Genomic DNA, 22,615 nt, shown 5'->3' on the forward strand with positions numbered 1-22,615 from the left:
CGTCTTTCGCAATGATGATGGGGCGCGGGGGCGCACCCCATCACAAGCGATCAGGCCGGCTTATGTTCCTGTGTCGGAATCCGGGCTTAGGCGGCCGTCGCCCGCTTCAGATCCGGGGGCGTGGCCTCGTCGGTCAGAAGGCGAATGGCCTCCTCGACCGTCACCACCGTCTGCTCCTGGGAGCCCAGGCGGCGGATGGCGACCTTGCCCTCTTCGGCCTCCTTGCGGCCGACGACGGCGATGACCGGGACCTTGCCGACCGAGTGTTCGCGGACCTTGTAGCCGACCTTTTCGTTGCGCAGGTCGATCTCGGTGCGCAGGCCCGCCGCCTTGAATCGGTCCATGACCTCGCGGGCGTAGTCGTCCGCGTCCGAGGTGATGGTGGCGACCACCGCCTGGACCGGGGCCAGCCACAGGGGGAAGGCGCCGGCGTAGTTCTCGATCATGATGCCGATGAACCGCTCGAACGATCCCAGGATCGCCCGGTGCAGCATGACCGGCCGGTGCTTCTGACCGTCCTCGGCGATATAGGTCGCATCCAGACGTTCCGGCAGGACATAGTCCAGCTGGATCGTGCCGCAGGTCCATTCGCGGCCGATGGCGTCCTTGACGATGAAGTCCAGCTTGGGCGCGTAGAAGGCGCCGTCGCCCGGGGTTATGATCGGCTCGGAGCCGGCGGCGCGGGCGGCCTCCAGCATCTGGGCCTCGGCCTTGTCCCAGAACTCGTCGGTGCCGGCGCGCTGCTCGGGCCGTGTGCCCAGGCTTATGTAGGCCGTCTCCATGCCCAGATCCGCATGGACGCTGCGGCACAGTTTGATGAACTCGGCCGTCTCCTCGACGATCTGGTCCTCGCGGCAGAAGATGTGGGCGTCGTCCTGGGTAAAGCCGCGCACCCGCATCAGACCGTGCAGCGAGCCCGATGGCTCATAGCGGTGGCAGGCGCCGAACTCGGCCATGCGCAGCGGCAGTTCGCGATAGGAGCGCTGGCCCTGGTCGAAGATCTGGACGTGGCCGGGGCAGTTCATCGGCTTCAGGCTCAGGGTCTCGCCCTCGACCGTTTCGCAGACGAACATATTGGGCCGGTACTTGTCCCAGTGGCCCGAGGCCTCCCAGAATTTGCGGTCCAGAACCTGGGGCGTCTTGACCTCGACATAGCCGGCGGCGTCCAGGCGGCGGCGCATATAGGCCTCTAGCACCCGCCACAGCACCCAGCCCTTCGGGTGCCAGAAGACCATGCCCCGGCCCTCTTCCTGCATGTGGAAGAGCTCCATGGCCTTACCGACCTTGCGGTGGTCGCGCTTTTCGGCCTCTTCGAGCCGTTGCAGATAGGCGTCCAGGTCCTCCTTGGTCGCCCAGGCGGTGCCGTAGATGCGCTGCAGCTGTTCGCGCTTGGAGTCGCCGCGCCAATAGGCGCCGGCCAGCTTGGTCAATTTGAAGGCCTTGCCGACGTGGCGGGTCGAGGGGAAGTGCGGCCCGCGGCACAGGTCGATCCAGTCGCCCTGCTTGTACAGGGTGATGGTCTCGTTCTCGGGCAGGTCCTTGATCAGCTCGGCCTTGAACTTCTCGCCCCGCGCCTCGAAGAAGACGATGGCCTCGTCGCGGTCCCAGACCTCGCGCTCGAACTTGGCGTCGCGATCGACGATCCGGGCCATCTCCTTCTCGATGGCGGCGAAGTCGTCGGTCGAGAAGGGCTCTTCGCGGTAGAAGTCATAATAGAAGCCGTCCTCGATGGCCGGGCCGATGGTGACCTGGGTGCCGGGGAACAGGGTCTGGACCGCCTCGGCCAGGACGTGGGCCGTGTCGTGGCGGATGGTGTAGAGGGCCTCGGGATCGTCGCGCATGATCAGGCGGAAGTCGCCGCCCGTCTCCAGCACCCGGCCCATGTCGCGCTGCTCGCCGTTCAGCTCGGCCAGCACGGCCTTCTTGGCCAGGGACGGCGAGATCGAAGTCGCCACGTCCCGCGCCGTCGAACCGGCCGGATACTGACGCACCGCGCCGTCGGGGAATTTCAGATCGATCATGACTGTTCTTTTTCGTCGGTCTTCAGGGGCGGGACCGGGTCATAACCCGAACCGCCGAAGGGATGGCATTTACAGAGGCGACGCACGGTGAGCCATCCCCCCTTGAGCGGCCCGTGCCGGATCAGGGCGTCGCGCCCATAGTCCGAACAGGTCGGCAGGAACCGGCACTGCTGGCCGATCAGGGGAGACAGCGTCAACTTGTAGCCTCGATGGGCCGCGCGGACGCCGCGTTCATAGAGAGACATTTGTCCCTTCGCCGGGGGCTGGATGGGTTCGCCGCGCTTATCCCCTGTCACAGCAGGGGGATCAACCGGTCAGAGCCCGTCAGGCCGCGCCGGCGAGACGAGTTCGCCCCGCCAGGGCCTGATCGACCGCCTCAAGCGTCGCCTCGATCGCCACCAGGGTCGAGGCGTGACGGGCGGGATAGTCGGCGACCTGTTTCAGCACACGAAGTCCTTCGAAACGACCGTCGGGGCCTTCGCCGCCGGACTTCAGCATGGCGGTCATGGCGTCGCGGGCCTCCCTGATCTCATCCGCCGAGGCGCCGAGGACGGACTGGCCCAGGACGCCGGCGGCCGCCTGGCCCAGGGCGCAGGCTTTCACGTCCTGGGCGAAGTCCATGACCCGCCCCTGGTGGTCCAGGCTCACATCGACGATCGCCCGCGAGCCGCACAATTTGGCGACCCGCTCGCCGGTCCCTTCCGGCGACGCCAGCCGACCGGCATGGGGCAGGTTGGCCGCCAGGGTCAGGATGCGCGCGCTGTAGAGGTCGTCGATCATGGCCGGAAGATAGGGGGCTGAAGGGGCGAGTGGAAGGCGTGAAACGTCCGCTAGACGCTCAGCGTCAGACCGCCGTCCGCCTCGACCACCAGGGTCGCGGTTCCATAGTCGGACAGCTGCGGGTGGTCCGTCGCCAGAGGGTGGGTCCAGGCGGCGGTCACCACCAGAAGGTCCGCCCCGGCCGCCTCGCCGGCCGCGATGCCGGCCGGGGCGTCCTCGAACACCAGACAGTCGGCGACGTCCACGCCCAGCCTCTGCGCCGCCAGCCGATAGCCGGCGGGATCGGGCTTGCCGCGTTCCACGTCCTCGGCCGTGATCAGCACGGCGGGCGGTTCGACCCCTGCGGCCTTCAGCCGGGCCTGGGCCAGGGGCGCCGTAGCCGAGGTGACGACGGCCCAGCGGTCGGGCGGCAGGCGTTTGACGAAGTCGATCGCGCCGGGAATGGGGGCGACGCCCTCGACATCCTCGATCTCGCCCCGTTCGACCCAGGCGACCTCGGCCGCCAGATCGACGCCCGGCAGGTTCTGGCGGCGGATGGTGTCGGCGGTGCGCACCCCGTGGATCGTGGGGATGAAGGCGACCGGGTCGATCCCGTGCCGTTCGGCCCAGCGGGTCCAGACACGCTCGGCCGCAGCGGTGGAGGTGATCAGGGTGCCGTCCATGTCGAACAGGAAGGCGCGATAGGCGCGGGGGGCGGACCCGGGGGAGACGGTCATGCCCCTATCCAGCACGGCGCCGGCCGGGCGGCAAGCCGACGTTCCTGCCGATCAGCCGCCTTTCAAGGAGGACCAGGTGCGGGCGGTGTCGCTGGGCGATGGGGCGGAGGCGACCTCCGGCTGGGGCGCGGCCGGCGTATTGCGCGCCGCCAGCCAGGCCAGGTTCTGATCGGCCAGCTCGGGGGGCAGTTCGCGGCGCAGGATCTGTTCGGCCTCGCCCATCTTGCCTTGCAGGCCCAGGGTCATGGCCAGGGTCTGGCGCACCTTGCTGGAGGCCGTCGGCTGGGCCGCAGCCCGTCGCAGCAGGGCCTCGGCGCCGGGGGCGTCGCCGTGGGTCAGGGCCGCCGTTGCGGCGTTGGTCAGGACGTCGGGATTGTCGGGCGACAGGACCAGGGCCTGGTTCCAGGCCGCGCGCGCGTCGTCGAACCGGCGCACCTGCTCATAGGCCACGCCCAGCAGCGAATAGGGCCGCCAGTCGCGGGGCGCCAGGTCGCGGGCCTTTTCCAGCGGGGCGATGCCGTAGAAGGCCTGGCCCCGGCCGATGTGGGCGCGGCCCAGCTCCAGCAGGGCGTCCAGATTGGCGGGCTGGAGGGCCAGCAGGGCCTCGGCCGTCTGGGCGGCCTGATCATAGCGGCCCAGTTCGCGCAGGGCCTGGGCCAGTTTGATCGCCGCCACGGGATCGGCCGGGTTCAGGTCGTGCTCGCCCGACCAGAAGACCGAACGCGCCAGGGCGTCCATCCGATCATAGGCGGCGCGGACCTCGGCCGAGGCGGGCGCGCGGGTCGCGCTCTGACCGCCGCTCTGGACGGCGTTCTGGGGCGCGCCCTGGCTCTGGACCGGGGCGGCCGCGACGGCGGGGGCCGCCGACAGGCTGAGAAGGGCGACGGTTGCGAGAAGGGCGGGCATGGGCGACATGGGGGGAGTCCTGACGGTTCCTCGGTCCGCCTCAGAATCGCCGGTTCGCGTCAACTCTTGGTTAAGAAGGTTCGCCATGCTCGCCTCCCATCCCCTGCTGGTCGCCGCGAACGCCGGAGAGCGGGCCGTTCCGATCCGCCTGTCGGCGCCGGGCGCGGTTCTGGACGGGGCGGCGAAGTCCTGGGGCGAACGGCACGGCTTCACCGGCAAGGCCGGGGAACTGCTGATCGTGCCGGAGGGCGAAGGGATCGGTCAGGTGCTCCTGGGCAGCGGCGCGGCCTTCGATCCGGCCCTGGCGCGCGGCCTGTCGGCGCGGCTGCCCGGCGGCTTGTACCGGCTGGAGGCCGAGCCTGAGACGGCGCGGGCGGCGGCCCTGGCCTTCCTCCTGGGGGCCTATGTCTTTGACCGCTACAAGGCCCGGCCGGAGCGGGCGCCGGTTCGGCTGGTCGCGCCCGAGGGGCTGGACCTGGATGAGACGACGCGGATCGTCGCCGCCTGCGCCCTGGCCCGCGAGATGGTCGACACCCCCGCCGCCGACATGGGGCCGCTGCAGATCGAGACCATCGCCCGCGAGATCGCCGAGAGCGCGGGGGCTGCCGTGACCGTGACCACCGGCGAGGCCCTGCTGGAGGCGAACTATCCGGCGGTCCACGCGGTCGGTCGTGCGGCCGCTCCGCACCGCGCTCCGCGGCTGATCGAGATCGGCTGGAAGCTGGACCGGACCGACCTGCCTCTGGTGGCCCTGGTCGGCAAGGGGGTGGTGTTCGACACCGGGGGGCTGGACCTGAAACCGGCCGCCGGAATGCGCAATATGAAGAAGGACATGGGCGGGGCCGCCCACGCCCTGGCCCTGGGGCGGCTGGTCATGCAGGCCGATCTGCCGGTGCGGCTGGCGGTCATCGTGGCGGCGGTGGAGAATGCGGTTTCGGGCGACGCCTTCCGGCCGGGGGACATACTGAACAGCCGAAAAGGTCTGACGATCGAGATCGGCAATACGGATGCGGAGGGGCGGCTGATCCTGGCCGACGCCCTGACGCGGGCGGGGGAGCATTCGCCCGATCTGACCCTGGACTTCGCCACCCTGACGGGGGCGGCGCGGATCGCCCTGGGGCCGGAGCTGCCGCCCCTTTATACGGATGACGAGGCCCTGGCCGCCGATCTGCTGGCCGCAGGGCGGGCGGTGGGCGACCCCCTGTGGCGCATGCCCCTGTGGCCCGGCTATCGCGCCGCCCTGGACACCGAGATCGCCGACATCAAGAACGACGCCTCGGCCTGGGCGCAAGCCGGGTCGGTCACGGCCGCCCTGTTCCTGCAAAGGTTCGCCCCCGCCAGCGGCGCCTGGGCCCATATGGACATTTTCGCCTGGAATCCCCGCGCCCGGCCCGGCTTCCCCGAAGGGGGAGAGGCCCAGGCCATAAGGGCCTGCTACGCCGTGCTGAAGGCGCGCTACGGCGGTTGAGGTCAGGCCGGGCTCAGCCCGAAGGTCCACGCCCCCTGAGGCTCATCGTCGGGCGAGCGGGGCCGCGGCGGCCGGAGGCGGCGGACGCGGCGGGCGCGGGTGCGGGATCGCAGTCGCTGCACCGCAAGGCGGGTCTGGGCCCGGACGGCCTCGCCCGCCCTGACCAGGCCACGCCAGCCGGCGACGGCGCGAAGGCTCAGGGCCAGGATGGCGAGATCGAACAGCACCGTCACGTCGAACATCAGGACCCAGGCGATCAGGTCCGGCGCGGCCATGGCGAACAGCCGCACGCCTTCCGCTTCGAACAGGGCGACCACCGCCGCACCGAGAGCGATGACGAGGATCACGCCCAGGATCTGACCGCGCGTCAGGCGCGACAGGAGCGATGCAGGCCGCTCGACCAGCCAGAGCCGCAGGACGGTTCCGACGGGGCCCTGGTCGAACCGCGTCAATCCCAGGACGATCAGCAGACACAAGGGCGCGAGCATCGAAAATCCCCAGGACGGCGCACGGCGGCTTGGCCGTTCCGCATCGAGATGGGCGTCCATCGACCAGACGCAAGGTCGGCCTGCGGATGAGAATTCCACAGAAAGACCGTGCCCATTAACGGCCGATTCGGCTTCCGGGGATAAGACTGCCGCTTCAGCCAATGCGAGCCCAGGTTTGACTGACCGCCTCGATCTTCTTCCGCCCGGCGATCGTCTCGCCCGCCCGGACCTGGCCGAACAGGCGCTGGAGGGTCTGGTGCGGGCGACCGCCTATCGGGCGACCGAAGCCATGTCCTGCCGCGTGGCCGTCGCCGACGTCTGGTCGGACGGGGGCGAGCGGATCGATCAGCTTCTGCATGGCGAGATCTTCGACGTTCTGGATCGTTCGGAGGGCCGGGCCTGGGGTCGGGCGCGCCGCGACGGCGTGGTCGGCTGGGTGGTTCTGGACAGTCTGTCGGCCGGCGCGGCCTTGCCGACGCGAAGGGTGGCTGCGGTCGATGCGGCCCTGCCGCTGAACGCCCTGGTGGTCGAGACGGCGGAGGGCGTTGCGGACGCCGACCTGGCGCCGATCGGAACCTTTGAGCGGGATCCTGTCTCCGTGGCCGAACGCCTGCTGGGCCGGCCGCATGAACTGGGCGCCCGGTCCTCGGTCTCGACCGACTGTTCGGGTCTGGTGCAGCAGGCCCTGCTGGCCTGCGGCCTGCCGGGGCCGCGCCGGTCCGACGCCCAGGCCGAACTGGGCCGGGCCGTTTCGGCCGAGGCCCCGGCGCGCGGCGACCTGGTGATCTGGCTGGCGCCCGGCGGCGACCACGACTGGACCGGCCATTCGGCCCTGATGATCGACGCCGAACGGATCATCCACGCCACGGGCGGCAAGGGGGTCTTGATCGAACCCCTCGCCGAGGTCGAGGCCCGGCTGACCGCCGAAGGCTTTGCGACGGCGATCTTCCGCCGCCTCTGAGACCGGGCGGGACCCTCGGGGTTGTGACGCCCCTAAAAAGACTGTCCGATGTGTCCGATGTGTCCGATGTGTCCGATGTGTCCGGTTCAGGCTGCGGCGGGCGGTTTCATTTTTGAAATTCGGCATTGAATCTAGCGAGGGGAGGACGGTCGGCGTCCTCTCAGTCGGTTCGCCATGTCAAAGACCGGATCGCCAGCCTAGCCCCGGCCGCGCCCCGGTCGCGTCGAACCGCCGGCCTGTTTCGCAACCGATTGAATCGACGAGGGACTCCTTGCGAAACTAGGGGCGTTCGTCGCGGAAGGTCCGCAGGGCGCCCAGACGGGCGAAGGCCAGGGTCAGGGCCTTGCGTCGGGCCGGCGCCAGGGGGGTGGCCGGCGCCTCGCGCACCACCGCCCCGCCGAAGCCGTCGGCGACGATCAGCCCCGGCGCCTCGGGCAGAATGTCCTGGGGAAACTCGGGCGCCACGGCGAAATAGAAGGCGTCGCAGAAGGGGCCGTACTCCTGCCATTTGCGATCGACGCGATAGTCGTCGACGCCGGACTTCACCTCGCAGATGACGACGTCGCCGCGCGGCCCCAGGGCCATGACGTCGGCGCGTCGCCCATTGGGCAGGCCGACCTCCAGCAAGGGCGCATAGCCCAGGTCAAACATCAGCCGCGCCGCCCCGCGCGTGACCGAAAGCGTGGTTTCCGGCCGGCTGAAGACCAGTTCGAGATGAAGGGCGGCGGCGGCCATGCCGACTTTATGTTCCGGCTATGTTCTGAACGCAAGCGGCCTATGGTGGCTGGTATGGCATGGGGACCTCAACCAAGCGGGCCTAGATCCATGTCTCGGGTCGTGATCACCGCCATTCCACGCGATGCGCGGCTATACCCTTTCGTGCCAGTCGCGCGACGGTTTTTGGTGAAGCGTTGACAAGGAAAGATTTCTCCGCGCGCTTGAGAAGCGGCCAGTCATCGGCACTGTCGGAATACGCGACGGCCCAGCCTTGATGGTATCCGGAATCAGCCAGCCCATGGCATTTTGCGTCATTGCGACAGTGCCGCGCGCCTATCCAGCCAGCCCAGAACGGTGCGAGCTCCGATCCAATAATGGGCAGTTCGACACCAAGCTTTTCAAACATTGCCTCGGCGAGCCAGCGAGGCGCGGCGGTAGCAATCACGACACGGTCGCCTTGCAAAATGTGCTTTTGGAGCACCTTAAGTCCTTCCGAACGCCAAGCGGGACCAACGGCTGCCGAGAAAGAGCCACGAAGGGCTCTTTCACCCATACCGACGCTGGCGACCCATAGAGGCATTGACGAACCGAGACGCCTAGAGAGCAGTGTCAGCGACACGCCAATGGGGATCAAGCAGAACGCGAGTGCGATCCTCCACCAACTTGCTTTAATCCTGCCGAGCATCCAATGGGTGGTGGAATCGCCGTCGATCAGCGTTCCATCAAGATCGAAGACTACAGTCGGAGCGACAGCCATATAGCGAATCTATACGGTTTTCGCTTCGCGGGAATATCCATGCGCCATGGGGAAGGGGCAGGTCGGCAAGGCTTCGGAGCGCCTCCAGCGGCAGACCTGCGGTCGGCGATCAGCCTGTTAGGCGGCGCGCAAGGCGTCGCGGGCCTGGGTCGGCAGTTGGGCGATGACCGACAGATAGGCGCTGGCGGTCGCATCCGGCTGACGGCGGCCCTGTTCCCAGCCCTTCAACGTCGCCAAGGGAATGCGATAGGCGGTCGCGAACGCCTGTTGCGACAGGCCCAGCCCCTCGCGGATCGCGCGCACGTTGGGAACGTCGATCGTGTGGAGGCCGGCCGGCTCGCCGGCGCCGCGCGCATGGTCGGCGGCCTCCTGCATCGCTGCGATCAGATCCTGTCCAAAGGTGCTCATTGCCTGTCTCCTTCTCTGTCCGCAGCGGCCTTGATGGCGCCGGCCAATGCGGACACCGTCCTTTTCTCATCCGACGTCAGATCGGTCGCCTGCGCCTTGGCGTAGGCCAGCAACAGGTACAGCGGGCAGTCGGGGCGATAATAGAAATAGATCACCCTGGCGCCGCCGCGCTTGCCGCTGCCCGATCGTCCCCAGCGCAGCTTGCGCACGCCGCCCGTGCCGGGGATCAGGTCGCCTGTTTCCGGATTGCGCGCCACGTAATCAATGAGCGCAGCCCGTTCCTCATCGCTCCATATCGTTCCGGCCGAGCGCACGAAGGCCTGCGTCTCGGCGACGGTGATCGGGCGCGTCTGCATCGACCGAGATATACGTCAATGACGCCCACACTTCAATCCGGCGGCGACACTGAATCGGACCGAGAAGGACGGGGTGCGAGATTGCGCCCCGTCTTAGGCGATCTCCGCCTTACGCGATCTCTTCGACATGGCCGTCCAGGTCCATCAGGGCCAGTTCGACCTCCAGATGGGGGTGGCGCTGTTTGATCGCGTCGCGCAGGGCGTGGAGCTGCTGAGTGTGGATCGCCAGCTCCTTGTCGGGAGTGTCCACCGTCTCGGCGCCCAGGATGACCTTGTAGGCGCCGCAGTCGCGGTGGTCGATGATCACGACCTTGTGGATGTGATGCAGGTCGATTGCGACGTCCAGATGGCTCCAGAAGGTCTGGCCCCAGCTGGGAAATTTGTCGGTCAGGGCGCCCAGGGAGGCGCCGGCCAGAACGACGTGGTCGTATTTGTCGTGCAGACCGTGGCCTTCCATATAGGCGACGGTGTCGTCGGTCAGGCGGTAGTCCATGCAGGTCAGCAGCAGGATTTCCGTATGGCCCCGCGCCCGGGCTACGCCCGGCGCCAGGGTGGACAGAAGGCTGACGCCGCCGGCCATGGCCAAGAGGCCGAAGGCGCCGCGGCGGGACAGGGACGGGGTGTGGGTGCAGCAGTCGGGCATGGCGATCGCTCCGGATTGATCAGGCGATCACGGGTAACGACGTTCGTTCAGAGCGCCTAGCTCGTACCCTTCCGGAGCCGGCAGACAACCTGACGTTAACGATCGCAGCGCGTCCGAGCGAAGCCGGCCTGCCCTAACGACCGGTGCTGACGACCCGGCTCATGTCCAGTCCCAGAGCGCGGGCGCGGGCCAGAAGGCGGGCGCGATCCGCCGCCGAGGCGTTCTGGTCACGATGCCAGATCCACCAGTCGGACTTGTTCGGCAGGGCCAGTATGGCCCACTGATAGTCCGGATCGTGATCCCAGACCCAATAGTTCTGCCCCGCCAGTCCGCCGAAGCTGAGCAGGCCGGGCAGGGTGAAGCGGAACTTGGCGTTGGTGGTCGTGTCGGTGATCCGGGCGTCGGCGCGCAGGGTCTCGTTGCGGTCGTCGGCGAGGCGGGTGCAGGTGACGACGAGGCCGTACCGGTCGGGCCGGCCCTGGGGGGTGAAGTCGATCTGCGTCCGGCTGCAATCCTTCTGGACGTCGTTGTGGCTGCGCTCGATCTCGAACCACCGACCGTCAAACCGATCCAGATCGACGGCGCGCGACTGGGCCGGGGCTGCGGACGGCGCAACGATGAGCGAGACGGCGATCAGGGCGGCGCGGAACATCCGGGGTGATCCTCGTTGAATCTCGTCTTGATACGTCCGACGGCGAGGCGCGGTTGCCCCCCCACACACGCGCGCGCGGCGACGCCGTCGCCGGGGCCAGGCGTCGGTCTGAGAGGAAAAAATCCTGACACCTGTCGCAGATCTGAGACAGGTCCGCCCCGCAGTCTCGAACCGTGGTCCGTGGAGCGGGACGAGGTTCACGCTTCGTTAAGAGCGTCGATCGCCTTAGTAAATCGAAATAGAGATGCGAACATCGCATATGCTTAGGACCAAAAGTATTTAGAAGAGCGAGTCCAAATGTCTGATATCAGCAATAAGATCGTCACCTGGAACGCGCAGCAGCGCGAAGTGGGTGAAGTGGTCTATAAGCGTGCAGGCAAACATCTCGAACAGGCCCTGCTGGACGCCTATCGCGTGATCGACCCGACGCTGGACGCCCTGCCGCGTGACGTGTGGGAGAACGAGAAGCGGAAGTTCGCCTTCATTTCGCGCGGGGACTTTCCGCCCGAATATTTCGAACAGCAGGCGGTGATCACCGAGAACATCTCGAGCAGCCTCGATTACGCGACCTATCTGAGCAAGACCTACGCCGCCTACGCCGCCGGCCTGGCGTCGGGGCTGATGAAGGAAAAGCCCTGGAACGAGAAGGCCGACCATGCCCTGATGCTCAGCCTGATGCGGTCGGTCTTTTCCGACGCCAGCGTCGTGATGTTCAACTACTTTCAGATCCTGAACGCCAAGGCTGACGAGGAGCGCGCCCTGGTCGAGGCGGAACGGCGGCGCGTCGCCGAGGAGCAGGATGCGGTGGTCGCCGCCCTGGCCGAGAGTCTGAACCGGCTGGCGCGCGGCGATCTGACGGCGGTGATCACCGCGCCCTTCAACGGGCGCTATCAGCAGATCAAGGACGATTTCAACGCGGCGATCGACAGTCTGCGCGAGGCCATGAGCGCGATTTCGACCTCCACCAGCGGGCTGCGGGCCGGCTCGGACGAGATCGCCTCGGCCTCTGACGACCTGTCGCGCCGCACCGAACAGCAGGCGGCCAGTCTGGAACAGACCGCCGCCGCCCTGGACCAGATCACCGCCACCGTGAAACGCAGCGCCGAGGGCGCAAAACAGGCCTCCGCCGCCGCCTCCGACGCCACCGTCGGCGCCGCCCGCTCAGGCGAGGAGATGCGCGAGGCGGTCGCCGCCATGGGCGAGATCGAGGAAAGCTCCAAACAGATCACCAACATCATCGGGGTGATCGACGAAATCGCCTTCCAGACCAATCTTCTGGCCCTGAACGCAGGCGTGGAGGCGGCGCGCGCCGGGGACGCCGGGCGCGGCTTCGCCGTGGTGGCCCAGGAGGTCCGGGCCCTGGCCCAGCGCTCGGCCGAGGCGGCGCGCGAGATCAAGGCCCTAATCGCCAACAGCACGGCCCAGGTCGAGCGCGGCGTCAAACTGGTCGGAGAGACAGGCAAGGCCCTGGGGGGGATCGTCAAGCGGATCGCCGACATCGACGGGCTGGTGTCCGAAATCGCCCAGTCGTCGCAGGAACAGTCCACGGGGCTGAACGAGGTCAACACCGCCGTCAATCAGATGGACCAGGTCACCCAGCAGAACGCGGCCATGGTGGAGGAGACCACCGCCGCCGCCGCCAATCTGCGCAACGAGGCGGGCGAGCTGGAGCGGCTGGTGGCGCGGTTCCAGACCGGAGAGGCCGCGAACCGGCCTCAGCCGGCCCAGGCCGGCCGCCACGCCCCGGCCGACAATCCGGTCGGCAAGGCCCAAAGACGGCTCGCGCTCGCCGTCGGGGCGACCCAGGGCAATGCTGCGCTCAAGGACTGGGAAGAGTTCTGACGGCGCCCCCAGAGCCTGATCGGCTCTAGGTTCAATCGACATTCTGCTGACTGCGGTCAGGCCGCTCTTTCCGCGTCAGAGGGCCTTGATGCGGCGACCGGGTTCATCACAGCGATCACGGCGGATTCACAACGGTCACGACGCCGTCTGAACGCGCCGTGTTCGCCGTGACCTCGTCGTGCCCCGTTGTGATGAACCCGCCCTCAATCAGCGTTCCGCCGCCAGACGTTTTCCCTTCCGCTGACGCGGGAAGATTGGCCCTAGCCCGCCAGGGCGAGGCGGTTCCTGGCCCAGTCGGCGCGCGTCTGGCCCCACAGATGGACAGGCAGGTCGGCGAAGGGTTCTGGCAGGCGGGTGGGGCCGCGCGCCGTGGAGCCCAGCCATTCGGCCAGCCGGATCGAGGCCGTATTGTCCAGGTCGATCGTGTGCACCACCTCGTCCCAGCCCAGGACGTCGAAGGCGTAGTCGATGGCTGCGGCGGCGGCTTCGAGCGCATAGCCCCGTCCCGTGGCGTCAGGGTGCAGGGACCAACCGACCTCCGGCCCCGGCCAGCCGTGGGGTCGCCACGGCCCGATCCGTCCGAGCCACCGGCCGGTGGTTTTCTCAAGCACCGAGAAGAAGCTTTCGCCGGTCAGGCTCCAGGCGCCGGCGACGGTCGCCATGATCCGCCAGGTTTCGGCCGGCGTCTTGGGGCCGCCGATGAAGCGCGTCGCATCGGGATCGGCCTGGAACTCGGCCCAACGCGGAAAGTCCTCCATCCTCGGGGGACGCAGGGTCAACCGTTCGGTCTCGATGCGGATCTCGGTCACAGCAGATACTCCCGCTCCAGCTCATAGTGACTGCCGTCGTCGGTCAGGACGCTGGAATAGAGGCCGAAACGGTCGATGCGGATCGGCGGCGAATGCAGCAGATTGTGGCCCGCCATCCAGGCGCCGATCCGGTCCGGATTGGTCTGGGGCTTAAGATAGGCCAGGGTGACGTGGGGGCGATAGTCGCGCTTCTCCAGGACGATGTTCGCCCGCTCGCCCGCCTTCCTGCAGCGACCGGCCAGGACCGAGAGGGGTTCGTTGGGCGTCTCGACGCCGGCCCAAATCGTGTGGCTGCGATGGTTGTCGCCGAAGGCGCCGACCCCCTTCAGCACGATCTCGAAGGGGGCGCCGGCCACGCGGGCCAGTTCGGACGCCAGGTCGTCGGCCCGCCGCTCGTCGGTCTCGCCGTAGAAGGCCAGGGTGACGTGCAGGGCCTCCAGCGGCCGCCAGCGGGCGCCGGGCAGGCCGGACTGACGCCGTTGCAGGGTCTCGCCGACGTCCGGCGGCAGGGTCAGGGCGGTGAACAGACGCAACATGCGACTGTTGGTAGCGGTCGGAACCGCCGCTTCCAAGTCCGGTTTTCCTTGCACTGGGAGCCTCGGCTTCCGATATTCAAGGCCTGTGACCGGGGAAGTCTCCCCGGCCGACTCGGAGAAGGTTCGTCGCCATGAGCGATTTCAACAACGGCTACGCCCGCCCGCTTCCGCAGACGGCCGACATGTCGGTCGACGCCGGCCTGCGCAGCTTCATGCTGGGCGTCTACAACAAGCTGGCCCTGGGCCTCGTTGTCGCGGCGGCCCTGGCCTATGTCACCGGCAATGTGCCGGCGGTGCAGCAGCTGCTGTTCGGCGTGACGCCCGACGGCCGCGTCGGCCTGACGGTGCTGGGCATGGCGGTCCAGTTCTCGCCCCTGGTTCTGCTGTTCGGTTCGATGTTCTTCATGAAGAACCCGACGGCCAAGGGGGTGAACCTGCTGTACTGGGCCGTGGTGGCCTCGATCGGCGCGGGCCTGGGCATCCTGTTCCTGCGCTATACGGGCGCCTCGCTGGCCTCGACCTTCCTGGTCACGGCGGCGGCCTTCGGCGGTCTGAGCTTGGTGGGCTACACCACCAAGAAGGACCTGTCCGGCATGGGCACCTTCCTGATCATGGGCGTGATCGGCCTGATCATCGCCATGATCGTCAACATGTTCCTGCAATCCGGGACCTTCTATCTGATCATCTCGGGTCTGGGCGTGCTGATCTTCGCGGGCCTGATCGCCTATGACACCCAGCGTCTGAAGATGACCTACTACGCCCTGGGCGGCGACCAGAACGCCATGGGCGTGGCCACGGGCTTCGGCGCGCTGAGCCTGTTCATCAACTTCGTGAACCTGTTCCAGTTCTTGCTGGCCTTCATGGGCGGCAACCGGAACTGAGGTCGGTCGCAAGACGGATGCGGAAAGGGCCCCTCGCGGGGCCCTTTCTTTTTGCGGCATGATGTTTAGCCTTGGCTCGACCAAAGGGGGGATGAGCGATGTTGAAACGCGGACGGAGCTTGGCAGGGCTTGTCGCGAGCTTGCTCATTACGTCGTCGCTCGGGGGGTGCCTGACATTGGCCGCCTATCAAAGGCTGCACGAGGAGCAGGCGGCAGATCGATTTCGCCAGCCTGGAGCCGCTGAACTCACGTGGTTCCAAGCGCAGGGCTTTCCCTTGTCTGGCATGCTGCAGATGACCGCCCGTCTCACCCGCCCTCTGCCGACCGGCATGGGCTTTGGGCCGAAGGAGACGCTGACGTGTGAAGGCAAGGCGATTCGGCTTATTCCGGACACGCCCCGAAATCGATGGCTCATCGCGAACAGGATGTGGTTGCCCCTCCAGGAGGAAGGCGTCTGGCGGAACGGATCCCCGACTGAGTGGCGGTGGCCCGAGCCGACGGGTTTAATCCGAGAAGCGACCTGCGGCGCAGGAGGCGCGTTTCGGTTCGAAGGCGTACCGGACGGCGGCTACCTCGTGATGGCCCAGATTTCGCCTCCAGCCTACGCGGCCGACGATTTTGGCGAAGGCTTTGATATTGTGCTGAAATCGGTCAGAGTATCCGGCGGACAATCAAGGGCTCAGCTGAACATTCGCTTGAGCGACGACGATTGGCTTTCCCCTGTCGTGCGCCAGAGGTGACCGGATTCAGTCCACCACCTGGAACTTCCGGCCGTCGAACACCTTGAGGGCCTGGGCCAGGTCGCGGCCGCGTTTCAGGATCTGGCCGCCCTCGCCGATGACGGCCCACTGCCCCTGGCGGGTCTGGAGGGCCGGGCGTTTTTCGATGCGGTACAGGGGCGCGTCGCCCGAGCGGCGGAAGACGGCGAATTCGGCGAAGTCCTTGTGGCCCACCATAGCGTAGTCGCGCCAGTCGCCCAGGGCCACCATCCGGCCGTAGACCCGCAGGATCAGGTCCAACTCGCGCCGTTCGAAGAAGACCGGGCCGGCCGGTGGAGAGGGGGGCGGCGGCTCGTGCGGGGTCAGGCTCATGATCTGAACTTAGGCGCATCGGCGCGGGACGCCAGAGGGGGGGAAAAGCGCTTCAGACACCAAATGGCCCCGTTTCGGTCCTTCGCCCGCCCGTTTGGGCGGCGAAATAACGATCATCGGCTCGTCGGAGTTCGGAAGCGTCCGGATCCTGAACAGCCCCCCCAGCCCCCTGGATGTTTCCAACAAGGGCTCCGGCGGCCGATGCTTCCTCCAAGCGAGCGCCCGCCCTGCCGATCCCCTCCCCCTCCCAGGCAAGGCGGGCGTTTCGCTGTCTGGAGCCCGGCTGGAGCCGCTCAGGCGGGCGTCTTCTCCTCAGCCGTCTTCTCCCGGGGCGTCTTCTCCAATGTGATCGTTTGGGTGTCGCCGCCGCGCCGCACCTCCAGGGCGACGGAGCCGGCTGCGGCCTCCAGCGCCCGAGCCGCCGCCCGGATGTCCGCCGTCGCAACGCCGTCGACGGCGAGAACAAGGTCGCCGGCCAGCATTCCGCCCTGGGCGGCGGGCGTGCCGGCCTCGACGGCCGAAACCTGAACCTCGCCCTCCATGTCCCGCAGGGTGGCGCCATAGGCAAGGACGCGGTCCACGCCGACCTGGACCGGGGCCTCGACCGGCGGCTCGACGGCGAGGGCGGTCGTGGCCTCGCGCCCTCCGCGCAGATAGACGACGTTCAGGCGGGAGCCCGGCGCGGCGACGCCGACGGTGGCGTTGACGGAGCCGGCGTTGGCGACCGGTCGCCCCTGGAGGCGCAGTATGACGTCATCCTCGCGCAGGCCCGCGCGTTCGGCGGGCGAGCCGGGGGCCACATCGGCCACCACGGCGCCGCGCACGATGCCCAGCCGCATCCGGCGCGCCTGCTCAGGCGTCAGGGAGGCGAAGATGGCGCCGGTCTCGCCGCGCTTGACCTCGCCCTGGGTGCGCAGCTGGTCGGCGACATAGAGCATGATGCGGGTGGGGACGGCGAAGGCGATGCCGTCATTGCCCCCGCCCATGCCGCCCGACAGGATGGCGGTGTTGATCCCGATCAGCCGGCCCCGGCTGTCCAGCAGCGGCCCGCCCGAATTGCCCGAGTTCACGGCCGCATCGGTCTGGATATAGTCCTCCACCGCATCGCCCAGGCCCGATCGGTTCAGACCCGAGATCACCCCCATGGTCAGGGTCTGGTCCAGCCCCAGGGGATAGCCGACGGCGAAGGCCAGGTCGCCCGTCCGAAGGGTGTCGGAATCCACCGTCTGCACCTGTTTCAGGTTCAGCGGCCGCCCGTCGGGCGTGATCCGCAGCACGGCGATGTCGGTGGCCTTGTCCGCCCCGACCAGGACGGCGTCGAACAGCCGGCCGTCGATCAGATCGACGGTGAATTTCCGCCCGTTCTCGACCACATGGTTGTTGGTGATCACCAGGCCCTGGGCCGCGTCGATGACGACGCCGGAGCCGGAGGCGTAGGGTTTGGGATCGTCCGCATCGGAACTGGGGCCGCGCGACTGGCCCAGGGTCGTCACCTTGACCACGGCCGGCAGCGAGCTTTCCAGACCTGCGGCGAAGCTGAAGACGCCGCGACGCGCGTCATAGGGCAGGACGGTGGGCGCCGACTGGGCCAGGACGGGGCCGGCGGCGGCCAAAAGGGCGGTCGCGACAGTCAGGGAGGCGGCGGCCGAAAAGCGAAGCGTCATGGAATGTCCCTTGATCGAGCCCCGACCTTAGCCCGACTTGATCAAACTGACGATGGGCGCCGTCCCGATCAAAGGCCGTCGCGTCGGATCCGCGAAACAGGGCTTGCGCGGCGACCGTTCCCGCGTGACCATCGTCGGGCGAACACCGGGAGCCGCCGCATGAGCCAGACGACGATCGACCGCGCCCGCCGGGGCTCGACGGCGTTCGACCGCCTGTTCCGCGACCATCCGCGCGAGGTGGGCGAGACCTATTTCCAGCACATGGCCGCCTCGACCGCCTTCGGCTTTCGCCTGCTGCGGCTGGCGGGCGCCGCCTTCGCCCACGCCCTGATCCCCGGCGTGCACAAGACCACCGTCTCCACCGCCATCCGGGGCATGGCCCAGGAGATGGGCGGCCGGGCGGAGGAGGCGAAACAGAGCCGGATGCGCGACGCCGGGGTCTGGGACGTGGGGCTTTAGGGCGCTCCGACCGGCCCGGTCATGCAATTGCCGGGGTTTGTGCTATAGAGGCGGGCTAAACCGCATCCAGGATCGCCGCCTTGAGCATTACGCTCGATCTTTCCCGTGTCTCGAACGCGCCCGCTGTGAAGGCCCCCGTCAACCTGTCCGGTCTGACGCGCGCCGGCCTGCGCCAGGCCCTGATCGATGCGGGCGTCTGCCCGCCTGAAAAGGCCAAGATGCGCGCCAGCCAGGTGTGGAGCTGGATCCACCACTACGGCGTCACCGACTTCGCGGCCATGTCGAACGTCGCCAAGGACATGCAGGCCAGGCTGGCCGAGCATTTCACCCTGGCCCGGCCCGAGATCGTGGAACGCCAGGTGTCGAAGGACGGCACCCGCAAATGGCTGATCCGCACCGCCCCGGGCATAGAGATCGAGACCGTCTACATCCCCGACGTCGGCCGGGCCGGGGCCCTTTGCGTCTCGTCCCAGGTCGGCTGCACCCTGAACTGCACCTTCTGCCATACCGGCACCCAGAAGCTGGTCCGCAACCTGACCGCCGCCGAGATCGTGGCCCAGGTCCAGGTGGCCCGCGACGATCTGGAGGAATGGCCGTCGCCCAAGGAAGACCGCCGCCTGTCCAACATCGTCTTCATGGGCATGGGTGAGCCGCTCTATAATCTGGACAACGTCTCGGACGCGATCGACATCATCTCGGACAATGAGGGGATCGCCATTTCGCGGCGGCGGATCACCGTCTCGACCTCGGGCGTCGTGCCGATGATCCCTGAACTGGGCGAGCGGACCGGGACCATGCTGGCCATCAGCCTGCACGCCACCAACGACTCGCTGCGCGACGTCCTGGTGCCGCTGAACAAGAAATATCCGCTGGACCAGCTGATGGCCGCCATCCGCGCCTATCCGGGCCTGGGCAACGCCAAGCGGGTGACGTTCGAATATGTCATGCTGAAGGGCGTCAACGACAGCCCGGATGAGGCGCGCGCCCTGGTCAAGCTGATCCAGGGCATTCCCGCCAAGGTGAACCTGATCCCGTTCAACCCCTGGCCCGGCACGGACTATCAGTGCTCGGACTGGAAGACGATCGAGGCCTTCGCCGCCATCCTGAACCGCGCCGGCTACGCCAGCCCCATCCGCACCCCCCGCGGCCGCGACATCCTGGCCGCCTGCGGCCAGCTGAAGTCCGAAAGCGAGAAGCTGCGGGCGAGCGCAATCAGGAAGGCGGAGCAGGCGGCGGCGTGAGCGGCCTGTAACTACGCCTCCAAATGATCCATCCGGCCAGCCCGCCTGGGATCGCCAACAGTGGGGCGGCTAATTCCGTGCCCGGGGCAAGAAGCCGAAAGACGATTGCGCCCGCGATAACGCTTTCGATTGCGGCCGTAATCGAGAAGGCGCCTACGCTGGTTCGGCCTGAATTATGCAGAATCCACCAAGTTGGAATTCCGACGACGATCAGGCCAACAAGATAGACCGGGAAAGAGATTATGAAGCCGTAGAGGGCTGCGAGCAGCCCGAACAGAAGTCCCCCGCCCAGGGCGTTGCCCAAGCCAGTTTCGCCGGGCGAAACGATTATGCTGATCCACATTCCTATGGCCGACATTCCAGCTGTGGTGCTTGCGGCAAGGACGTTTGCAATGATGAGCGTACCAAGCCGATCCGACATCGACTTGATCATATCTTAGCCACAACTCTGTTTAGAGGTCTCGGACCCATGCTTTCCGGCGTCCGCACATCCCAGGCCAGACCCAGCCGTTCCAGCAATTGAATGAACCGGAACCCCCAGTCGCTCTGGCCCGGGTAGAGGCCGATCTTCGCCGAGCCGGGATAGGCGTGGTGGTTGTTGTGCCAGGCCTCGCCCATGGTGGGGATGGCGGCCCAGGGGACGTCATGGGCCTGGACGCCCGCCTCGCGCACCAGCCAGGTTTGCGGACCGCGACGGTGGGCCAGATGGCCGACGAACCAGTGGCCGATGACGCTGGCCGAGACCCGGGCGCAGACGCCCCAGACCACGAAACCCCAGCCGCCCATCAGCCACAGCGCCGCCGCGACAGGAAGCTGTTGCAGCATCCAGGTCCGTTCCAGGAACCGATAGAAGGGATCGCGGCCGATCCGGCCCAGCTCGAACTGGGGCGGCCGTTCCAGCACCAGCCGGCAGTGCATCTGCCACCAGGCGTCGACCGCCATCGGCCGCCGGTGCGCCAGATAGTCGTGACAGTCGGTCTGGCGCTGGGCCCAGTCGCGGATGTCGTGGGTGCGGATCATCCAGAAGGGGCCGCTCATGCCGACCAGGGTCCCGAACCAGGCCAAGACGCGCTCCAGCCACAGCGGGCAATCGAAGCTGCCGTGGATCAGCCGACGGTGAAATCCGACCGAATGGCCCAGCAGAAGCGTCGTCCCTGTCACGACGACGAAGACTGCGACAGCGGCGAGGCTGAAGGTCTTGGCGCCGAAGATCAGGGCGGCGGCCAACATGGCGCCGTTCCACAGCGAGTGACGCGGGTCCCAGACGACACGGCCTTCGATCGGGCTGCAGCCGGGCGTCTCGACGAGACTGTTCACGGCGCAGGGATCAGCGTGGTCCATGTCGGCCTCCCTTCGTAGGTAATTAGGCAATCACTTAAACATTGAAATGACCCGCTGGCAAGCGCTTAGCAAATCGCTTAAATACCGCCCATGCAACGCGTGTTCGAAGCCCTTTCCAGTCCCGTCCGCCGCAAGATCTTGGCCTATCTGGCCCACGCGGACCTGACCGCCGGGGAGATTGCGGCCAAGTTCGAGATCTCCAAGCCGGCGGTGTCCCAACACCTGTCGGTGCTCGAGGTCGCGGGTCTGGTGACCAGCGAGAAGAAGGGCCAGTACGTCCATTACAGCTTGGCGCCGGACCAGTTGACCAACACCCTGAACGGCTATGTCCAGGAGGTCTGCCCGGTCGCCAAGCCGTTGAAACGCGAGAGCGCGGCCCTGGCCAAGGCGCGCGCGAACAAGCCGGATGACGCAGGCCTGTAATCTTTCGTCACAAGGTGTTGCTTCGCCGCGCTTGCGGATTGGGGCGGCAATCGGGCAAGGCGTAGAGACATGGACCCCTCACTGACGAACGTCCTGTCGAGCGCCGAGGTGCAGGCTTTCGCCTCGGGCTTTCCGGTCATGGTCACGCACCTGATCGTCACCCTGCTGCTGCTGGCGGCGGGGGCGACGGTCTACGCCCTGCTGACGCCGTGGAAGGAGATCGCCCTGATCCGCGAGGGCAATCCGGCCGCCGCCGTGGCGTTCGCGGGCATTCTGGTGGGTCTGGCCATTCCCTTGGCGGTGTCCCTGTCGGTTTCGACCTCGGTGCGGGACGTGGCCATCTGGGGCGTGGCGACCCTGGTGCTGCAGCTGCTGGCCTTCCGGGTTGTGGACCTGATGCTGCACGGCCTGCCGCAGCGGATCAAGGACGGCGAGGTTGCGGCCTCGGTGGTCCTGGTCGGGGCCAAGCTGGCGACCGCCCTGATCCTGTCGGCCGCCCTGACCGGCTGAGCGGCGAACGGATCGCGTCATGCAATTCCCCCGCCTGCCGGACTGGGCCATCTACGGAGCGGTGGCGGGCGTGCTGCTGGCGGTGTCGCTGGGCCGGCGCGAAAACGCCGACGCCCCGCCCGCCCCGCCGCCGCCCGACGAGATCGAGGGCGCCCTGCTGGGCCCCATCACCCCCTTCGACACGGCCGTCACCCTGGACGCGCCGGACACGCCCTTTACGCCGAAATCCGGCACCGCCTTTTCGATCGCCGGACGCGGTCGCTGGGTCACGGCCCGCCATGTGGTGGAGGGCTGTCGTCGGCCGGCCCTGGTGGTGGGCGGCGGTCGGGCGGTGGCGGCCGACGTGCGCCTGGCCCCCCGGGCCGACGTGGCCCTGCTGCTCACCGAAGGCGGGCCGCCCGCCCTGCCGGTCGCGGTCCAGGCCCCGCTGCGCAAGGGCCAGCGCGCCTTTCACCCCGGCTTTCCCCAGGGGCGGGCGGGCGAGGTGACCTCGCGCCTGCTGGGGCGCGAGACCCTGAAGGTGTTCGGACGCGGCGCCCATGACGAACCGGTTCTGGCCTGGGCCGAGGTCGGGCGCACCGACGGGCTGGAGGGGACCCTGTCGGGACTGTCGGGCGCGCCGGTGATGGACGGGCGCGGGCGGGTGCTGGGCGTCACCATCGCCGAGGCGCCGCGCCGGGGCCGGATCTACACCACGGCCCCTGAATCCTTCGCCCCCGCCATTCGCGGCGAACAGCGGGCGGACGAGGCGGCGCTGGGCGAGCCGGTGACCATCGACAACTACGGCCGCGTCGCGGACACGCTGCGGCGGGATCTGCGGGTGGCGCAGGTGGTGTGTCTGTCGGTTTGAGAGAGGCGATCCGTGCTAGTGAGTGGTGCTAGTGAGCAAGGGGAGAACGAAGCCGAGGCTGCCTTCCATTCTGCTCACTAGCCCCAGCACTTTTC

Annotated in this window: 28 protein-coding genes; 10 read left to right on the top strand and 18 right to left on the bottom strand. The window is 67.8% G+C overall.

Annotated features, from left to right (window positions below):
• Positions 1–86 precede the first annotated feature (86 nt).
• The 5 genes from thrS to AC1RKE_RS11990 all read right to left on the bottom strand — a co-directional run bounded on the left by thrS (position 87) and on the right by AC1RKE_RS11990 (position 4,432).
• Positions 87–2,021 carry a threonine--tRNA ligase gene (gene thrS / locus AC1RKE_RS11970; RefSeq protein WP_395941904.1) on the bottom strand — a complete coding sequence of 645 codons (1,935 nt, stop codon included), beginning with the start codon at positions 2,019–2,021 and terminating at the stop codon, positions 87–89.
• A complete protein-coding gene (yidD, locus tag AC1RKE_RS11975; protein WP_054764596.1) occupies positions 2,018–2,266 on the bottom strand; it encodes a membrane protein insertion efficiency factor YidD in 249 nt (82 codons plus the stop codon). The genes thrS and yidD overlap by 4 nt, the downstream gene beginning before the upstream one ends.
• 79 nt (positions 2,267–2,345) lie before the next feature.
• The gene (locus AC1RKE_RS11980; RefSeq protein WP_152949396.1) at positions 2,346–2,801 is read right to left on the bottom strand and encodes an iron-sulfur cluster assembly scaffold protein; all 456 of its coding nucleotides are present in this window, start codon (positions 2,799–2,801) and stop codon (positions 2,346–2,348) included.
• A 50-nt stretch (positions 2,802–2,851) separates the two neighbouring features.
• The gene (locus AC1RKE_RS11985; protein ID WP_152949397.1) at positions 2,852–3,517 is read right to left on the bottom strand and encodes an HAD-IA family hydrolase; all 666 of its coding nucleotides are present in this window, start codon (positions 3,515–3,517) and stop codon (positions 2,852–2,854) included.
• 51 nt (positions 3,518–3,568) lie between these two features.
• Positions 3,569–4,432 (bottom strand): tetratricopeptide repeat protein, encoded by an 864-nt coding sequence (locus AC1RKE_RS11990; protein WP_395941905.1) that lies wholly within the window; start codon positions 4,430–4,432, stop codon positions 3,569–3,571.
• Positions 4,433–4,508: 76 nt separating this feature from the next.
• On the opposite strand from AC1RKE_RS11990, the gene AC1RKE_RS11995 reads away from it, so the two are divergent.
• Entirely contained in the window at positions 4,509–5,891 is a 1,383-nt protein-coding gene (locus AC1RKE_RS11995; protein WP_395941906.1) for a leucyl aminopeptidase family protein, read from the top strand.
• A 2-nt stretch (positions 5,892–5,893) separates the two neighbouring features.
• Here the strand turns inward: AC1RKE_RS11995 and AC1RKE_RS12000 are convergent, their stop codons facing one another.
• Positions 5,894–6,379, bottom strand: coding sequence for a hypothetical protein (locus AC1RKE_RS12000; RefSeq protein WP_395941907.1), 486 nt, complete (start codon positions 6,377–6,379; stop codon positions 5,894–5,896).
• Between the two features lie 175 nt (positions 6,380–6,554).
• Between AC1RKE_RS12000 and AC1RKE_RS12005 the strand changes: the two genes are divergently transcribed.
• Positions 6,555–7,340, top strand: a complete 786-nt coding sequence (locus AC1RKE_RS12005) for a C40 family peptidase (protein ID WP_395941908.1) — start codon at positions 6,555–6,557, stop codon at positions 7,338–7,340.
• Between the two features lie 279 nt (positions 7,341–7,619).
• Here AC1RKE_RS12005 and mmcB read toward each other — a convergent pair whose 3' ends face one another.
• The 6 genes from mmcB to AC1RKE_RS12035 all read right to left on the bottom strand — a co-directional run bounded on the left by mmcB (position 7,620) and on the right by AC1RKE_RS12035 (position 10,873).
• Positions 7,620–8,075, bottom strand: coding sequence for a DNA repair putative endonuclease MmcB (gene mmcB, locus AC1RKE_RS12010; RefSeq protein WP_395941909.1), 456 nt, complete (start codon positions 8,073–8,075; stop codon positions 7,620–7,622).
• Positions 8,076–8,181: 106 nt separating this feature from the next.
• Positions 8,182–8,814, bottom strand: a complete 633-nt coding sequence (locus AC1RKE_RS12015; RefSeq protein WP_395941910.1) for an HAD-IB family phosphatase — start codon at positions 8,812–8,814, stop codon at positions 8,182–8,184.
• A gap of 117 nt (positions 8,815–8,931) precedes the next feature.
• A complete protein-coding gene (locus tag AC1RKE_RS12020) occupies positions 8,932–9,222 on the bottom strand; it encodes a helix-turn-helix domain-containing protein (protein WP_395941911.1) in 291 nt (96 codons plus the stop codon).
• Positions 9,219–9,578: a type II toxin-antitoxin system RelE/ParE family toxin gene (locus AC1RKE_RS12025; protein ID WP_182713382.1), complete on the bottom strand. Its 360-nt coding sequence runs from the start codon at positions 9,576–9,578 to the stop codon at positions 9,219–9,221. The genes AC1RKE_RS12020 and AC1RKE_RS12025 overlap by 4 nt, the downstream gene beginning before the upstream one ends.
• Before the next feature lie 109 nt (positions 9,579–9,687).
• Positions 9,688–10,221 (bottom strand): carbonic anhydrase, encoded by a 534-nt coding sequence (locus AC1RKE_RS12030; protein ID WP_395941912.1) that lies wholly within the window; start codon positions 10,219–10,221, stop codon positions 9,688–9,690.
• A gap of 133 nt (positions 10,222–10,354) precedes the next feature.
• Positions 10,355–10,873 (bottom strand): lipocalin family protein, encoded by a 519-nt coding sequence (locus tag AC1RKE_RS12035; protein WP_395941913.1) that lies wholly within the window; start codon positions 10,871–10,873, stop codon positions 10,355–10,357.
• A gap of 297 nt (positions 10,874–11,170) precedes the next feature.
• Here AC1RKE_RS12035 and AC1RKE_RS12040 point away from each other — a divergent pair, with 297 nt between their 5' ends.
• Complete coding sequence (locus AC1RKE_RS12040; protein WP_395941914.1) at positions 11,171–12,715, top strand: methyl-accepting chemotaxis protein; 1,545 nt, start codon at positions 11,171–11,173, stop codon at positions 12,713–12,715.
• Between the two features lie 260 nt (positions 12,716–12,975).
• On the opposite strand, the gene AC1RKE_RS12045 is transcribed toward AC1RKE_RS12040, so the two are convergent.
• Positions 12,976–13,524, bottom strand: coding sequence for a GNAT family N-acetyltransferase (locus tag AC1RKE_RS12045; protein ID WP_395941915.1), 549 nt, complete (start codon positions 13,522–13,524; stop codon positions 12,976–12,978).
• Positions 13,521–14,060, bottom strand: a complete 540-nt coding sequence (gene thpR, locus AC1RKE_RS12050; protein ID WP_152949407.1) for an RNA 2',3'-cyclic phosphodiesterase — start codon at positions 14,058–14,060, stop codon at positions 13,521–13,523. The genes AC1RKE_RS12045 and thpR overlap by 4 nt, the downstream gene beginning before the upstream one ends.
• A 131-nt stretch (positions 14,061–14,191) precedes the next feature.
• Between thpR and AC1RKE_RS12055 the strand changes: the two genes are divergently transcribed.
• Both AC1RKE_RS12055 and AC1RKE_RS12060 read left to right on the top strand, forming a co-directional pair.
• Entirely contained in the window at positions 14,192–14,941 is a 750-nt protein-coding gene (locus AC1RKE_RS12055) for a Bax inhibitor-1/YccA family protein (protein ID WP_152949408.1), read from the top strand.
• A gap of 176 nt (positions 14,942–15,117) precedes the next feature.
• Entirely contained in the window at positions 15,118–15,681 is a 564-nt protein-coding gene (locus AC1RKE_RS12060; protein WP_333897568.1) for a carboxypeptidase-like regulatory domain-containing protein, read from the top strand.
• 6 nt (positions 15,682–15,687) lie between these two features.
• On the opposite strand, the gene AC1RKE_RS12065 is transcribed toward AC1RKE_RS12060, so the two are convergent.
• A complete protein-coding gene (locus tag AC1RKE_RS12065; RefSeq protein ID WP_348684718.1) occupies positions 15,688–16,032 on the bottom strand; it encodes a DUF2794 domain-containing protein in 345 nt (114 codons plus the stop codon).
• 293 nt (positions 16,033–16,325) lie between these two features.
• Positions 16,326–17,696, bottom strand: a complete 1,371-nt coding sequence (locus tag AC1RKE_RS12070; RefSeq protein ID WP_348684720.1) for a trypsin-like peptidase domain-containing protein — start codon at positions 17,694–17,696, stop codon at positions 16,326–16,328.
• Positions 17,697–17,855: 159 nt separating this feature from the next.
• Here AC1RKE_RS12070 and AC1RKE_RS12075 point away from each other — a divergent pair, with 159 nt between their 5' ends.
• Both AC1RKE_RS12075 and rlmN read left to right on the top strand, forming a co-directional pair.
• Entirely contained in the window at positions 17,856–18,155 is a 300-nt protein-coding gene (locus tag AC1RKE_RS12075) for a DUF6356 family protein (RefSeq protein WP_348684722.1), read from the top strand.
• 80 nt (positions 18,156–18,235) lie between these two features.
• Positions 18,236–19,396, top strand: a complete 1,161-nt coding sequence (gene rlmN / locus AC1RKE_RS12080) for a dual-specificity RNA methyltransferase RlmN (protein WP_348685045.1) — start codon at positions 18,236–18,238, stop codon at positions 19,394–19,396.
• Here the strand turns inward: rlmN and AC1RKE_RS12085 are convergent.
• A complete protein-coding gene (locus tag AC1RKE_RS12085) occupies positions 19,368–19,829 on the bottom strand; it encodes a hypothetical protein (RefSeq protein WP_054764612.1) in 462 nt (153 codons plus the stop codon). The two genes, rlmN and AC1RKE_RS12085, sit on opposite strands and share 29 nt — an antisense overlap.
• Positions 19,826–20,737, bottom strand: a complete 912-nt coding sequence (locus tag AC1RKE_RS12090; RefSeq protein ID WP_054764613.1) for an acyl-CoA desaturase — start codon at positions 20,735–20,737, stop codon at positions 19,826–19,828. The genes AC1RKE_RS12085 and AC1RKE_RS12090 overlap by 4 nt, the downstream gene beginning before the upstream one ends.
• 90 nt (positions 20,738–20,827) lie before the next feature.
• Here AC1RKE_RS12090 and AC1RKE_RS12095 point away from each other — a divergent pair, with 90 nt between their 5' ends.
• The 3 genes from AC1RKE_RS12095 to AC1RKE_RS12105 all read left to right on the top strand — a co-directional run bounded on the left by AC1RKE_RS12095 (position 20,828) and on the right by AC1RKE_RS12105 (position 22,520).
• Positions 20,828–21,160, top strand: a complete 333-nt coding sequence (locus AC1RKE_RS12095; protein ID WP_054764614.1) for a metalloregulator ArsR/SmtB family transcription factor — start codon at positions 20,828–20,830, stop codon at positions 21,158–21,160.
• 69 nt (positions 21,161–21,229) lie between these two features.
• Complete coding sequence (locus tag AC1RKE_RS12100; RefSeq protein WP_054764615.1) at positions 21,230–21,670, top strand: DUF350 domain-containing protein; 441 nt, start codon at positions 21,230–21,232, stop codon at positions 21,668–21,670.
• 19 nt (positions 21,671–21,689) lie between these two features.
• Positions 21,690–22,520 (top strand): S1 family peptidase, encoded by an 831-nt coding sequence (locus tag AC1RKE_RS12105; RefSeq protein WP_395941916.1) that lies wholly within the window; start codon positions 21,690–21,692, stop codon positions 22,518–22,520.
• The last annotated feature ends 95 nt before the right edge of the window (positions 22,521–22,615 follow it).

Source organism: Brevundimonas sp. GW822-FHT03E11 (assembly GCF_058801445.1).

Bases quoted from the DNA above. Each gene is read 5' to 3' on its own strand.
- AC1RKE_RS12040 (WP_395941914.1), top strand. From the start codon at position 11,171: ATGTCTGATATCAGCAATAAGATCGTCACCTGGAACGCGCAGCAGCGC.
- AC1RKE_RS12030 (WP_395941912.1), bottom strand. From the start codon at position 10,221: ATGCCCGACTGCTGCACCCACACCCCGTCCCTGTCCCGCCGCGGCGCC.
- AC1RKE_RS12000 (WP_395941907.1), bottom strand. From the start codon at position 6,379: ATGCTCGCGCCCTTGTGTCTGCTGATCGTCCTGGGATTGACGCGGTTC.
- AC1RKE_RS11995 (WP_395941906.1), top strand. From the start codon at position 4,509: ATGCTCGCCTCCCATCCCCTGCTGGTCGCCGCGAACGCCGGAGAGCGG.
- AC1RKE_RS12035 (WP_395941913.1), bottom strand. From the start codon at position 10,873: ATGTTCCGCGCCGCCCTGATCGCCGTCTCGCTCATCGTTGCGCCGTCC.
- AC1RKE_RS12105 (WP_395941916.1), top strand. From the start codon at position 21,690: ATGCAATTCCCCCGCCTGCCGGACTGGGCCATCTACGGAGCGGTGGCG.
- AC1RKE_RS12070 (WP_348684720.1), bottom strand. From the start codon at position 17,696: ATGACGCTTCGCTTTTCGGCCGCCGCCTCCCTGACTGTCGCGACCGCC.
- thrS (WP_395941904.1), bottom strand. From the start codon at position 2,021: ATGATCGATCTGAAATTCCCCGACGGCGCGGTGCGTCAGTATCCGGCC.
- AC1RKE_RS12090 (WP_054764613.1), bottom strand. From the start codon at position 20,737: ATGGACCACGCTGATCCCTGCGCCGTGAACAGTCTCGTCGAGACGCCC.
- AC1RKE_RS12075 (WP_348684722.1), top strand. From the start codon at position 17,856: ATGAGCCAGACGACGATCGACCGCGCCCGCCGGGGCTCGACGGCGTTC.
- AC1RKE_RS12095 (WP_054764614.1), top strand. From the start codon at position 20,828: ATGCAACGCGTGTTCGAAGCCCTTTCCAGTCCCGTCCGCCGCAAGATC.
- yidD (WP_054764596.1), bottom strand. From the start codon at position 2,266: ATGTCTCTCTATGAACGCGGCGTCCGCGCGGCCCATCGAGGCTACAAG.
- AC1RKE_RS12085 (WP_054764612.1), bottom strand. From the start codon at position 19,829: ATGATCAAGTCGATGTCGGATCGGCTTGGTACGCTCATCATTGCAAAC.
- AC1RKE_RS12055 (WP_152949408.1), top strand. From the start codon at position 14,192: ATGAGCGATTTCAACAACGGCTACGCCCGCCCGCTTCCGCAGACGGCC.
- AC1RKE_RS12020 (WP_395941911.1), bottom strand. From the start codon at position 9,222: ATGAGCACCTTTGGACAGGATCTGATCGCAGCGATGCAGGAGGCCGCC.
- thpR (WP_152949407.1), bottom strand. From the start codon at position 14,060: ATGTTGCGTCTGTTCACCGCCCTGACCCTGCCGCCGGACGTCGGCGAG.
- AC1RKE_RS11980 (WP_152949396.1), bottom strand. From the start codon at position 2,801: ATGATCGACGACCTCTACAGCGCGCGCATCCTGACCCTGGCGGCCAAC.
- AC1RKE_RS12065 (WP_348684718.1), bottom strand. From the start codon at position 16,032: ATGAGCCTGACCCCGCACGAGCCGCCGCCCCCCTCTCCACCGGCCGGC.
- AC1RKE_RS12025 (WP_182713382.1), bottom strand. From the start codon at position 9,578: ATGCAGACGCGCCCGATCACCGTCGCCGAGACGCAGGCCTTCGTGCGC.
- AC1RKE_RS12015 (WP_395941910.1), bottom strand. From the start codon at position 8,814: ATGGCTGTCGCTCCGACTGTAGTCTTCGATCTTGATGGAACGCTGATC.
- AC1RKE_RS11985 (WP_152949397.1), bottom strand. From the start codon at position 3,517: ATGACCGTCTCCCCCGGGTCCGCCCCCCGCGCCTATCGCGCCTTCCTG.
- AC1RKE_RS12100 (WP_054764615.1), top strand. From the start codon at position 21,230: ATGGACCCCTCACTGACGAACGTCCTGTCGAGCGCCGAGGTGCAGGCT.
- mmcB (WP_395941909.1), bottom strand. From the start codon at position 8,075: ATGGCCGCCGCCGCCCTTCATCTCGAACTGGTCTTCAGCCGGCCGGAA.
- AC1RKE_RS11990 (WP_395941905.1), bottom strand. From the start codon at position 4,432: ATGTCGCCCATGCCCGCCCTTCTCGCAACCGTCGCCCTTCTCAGCCTG.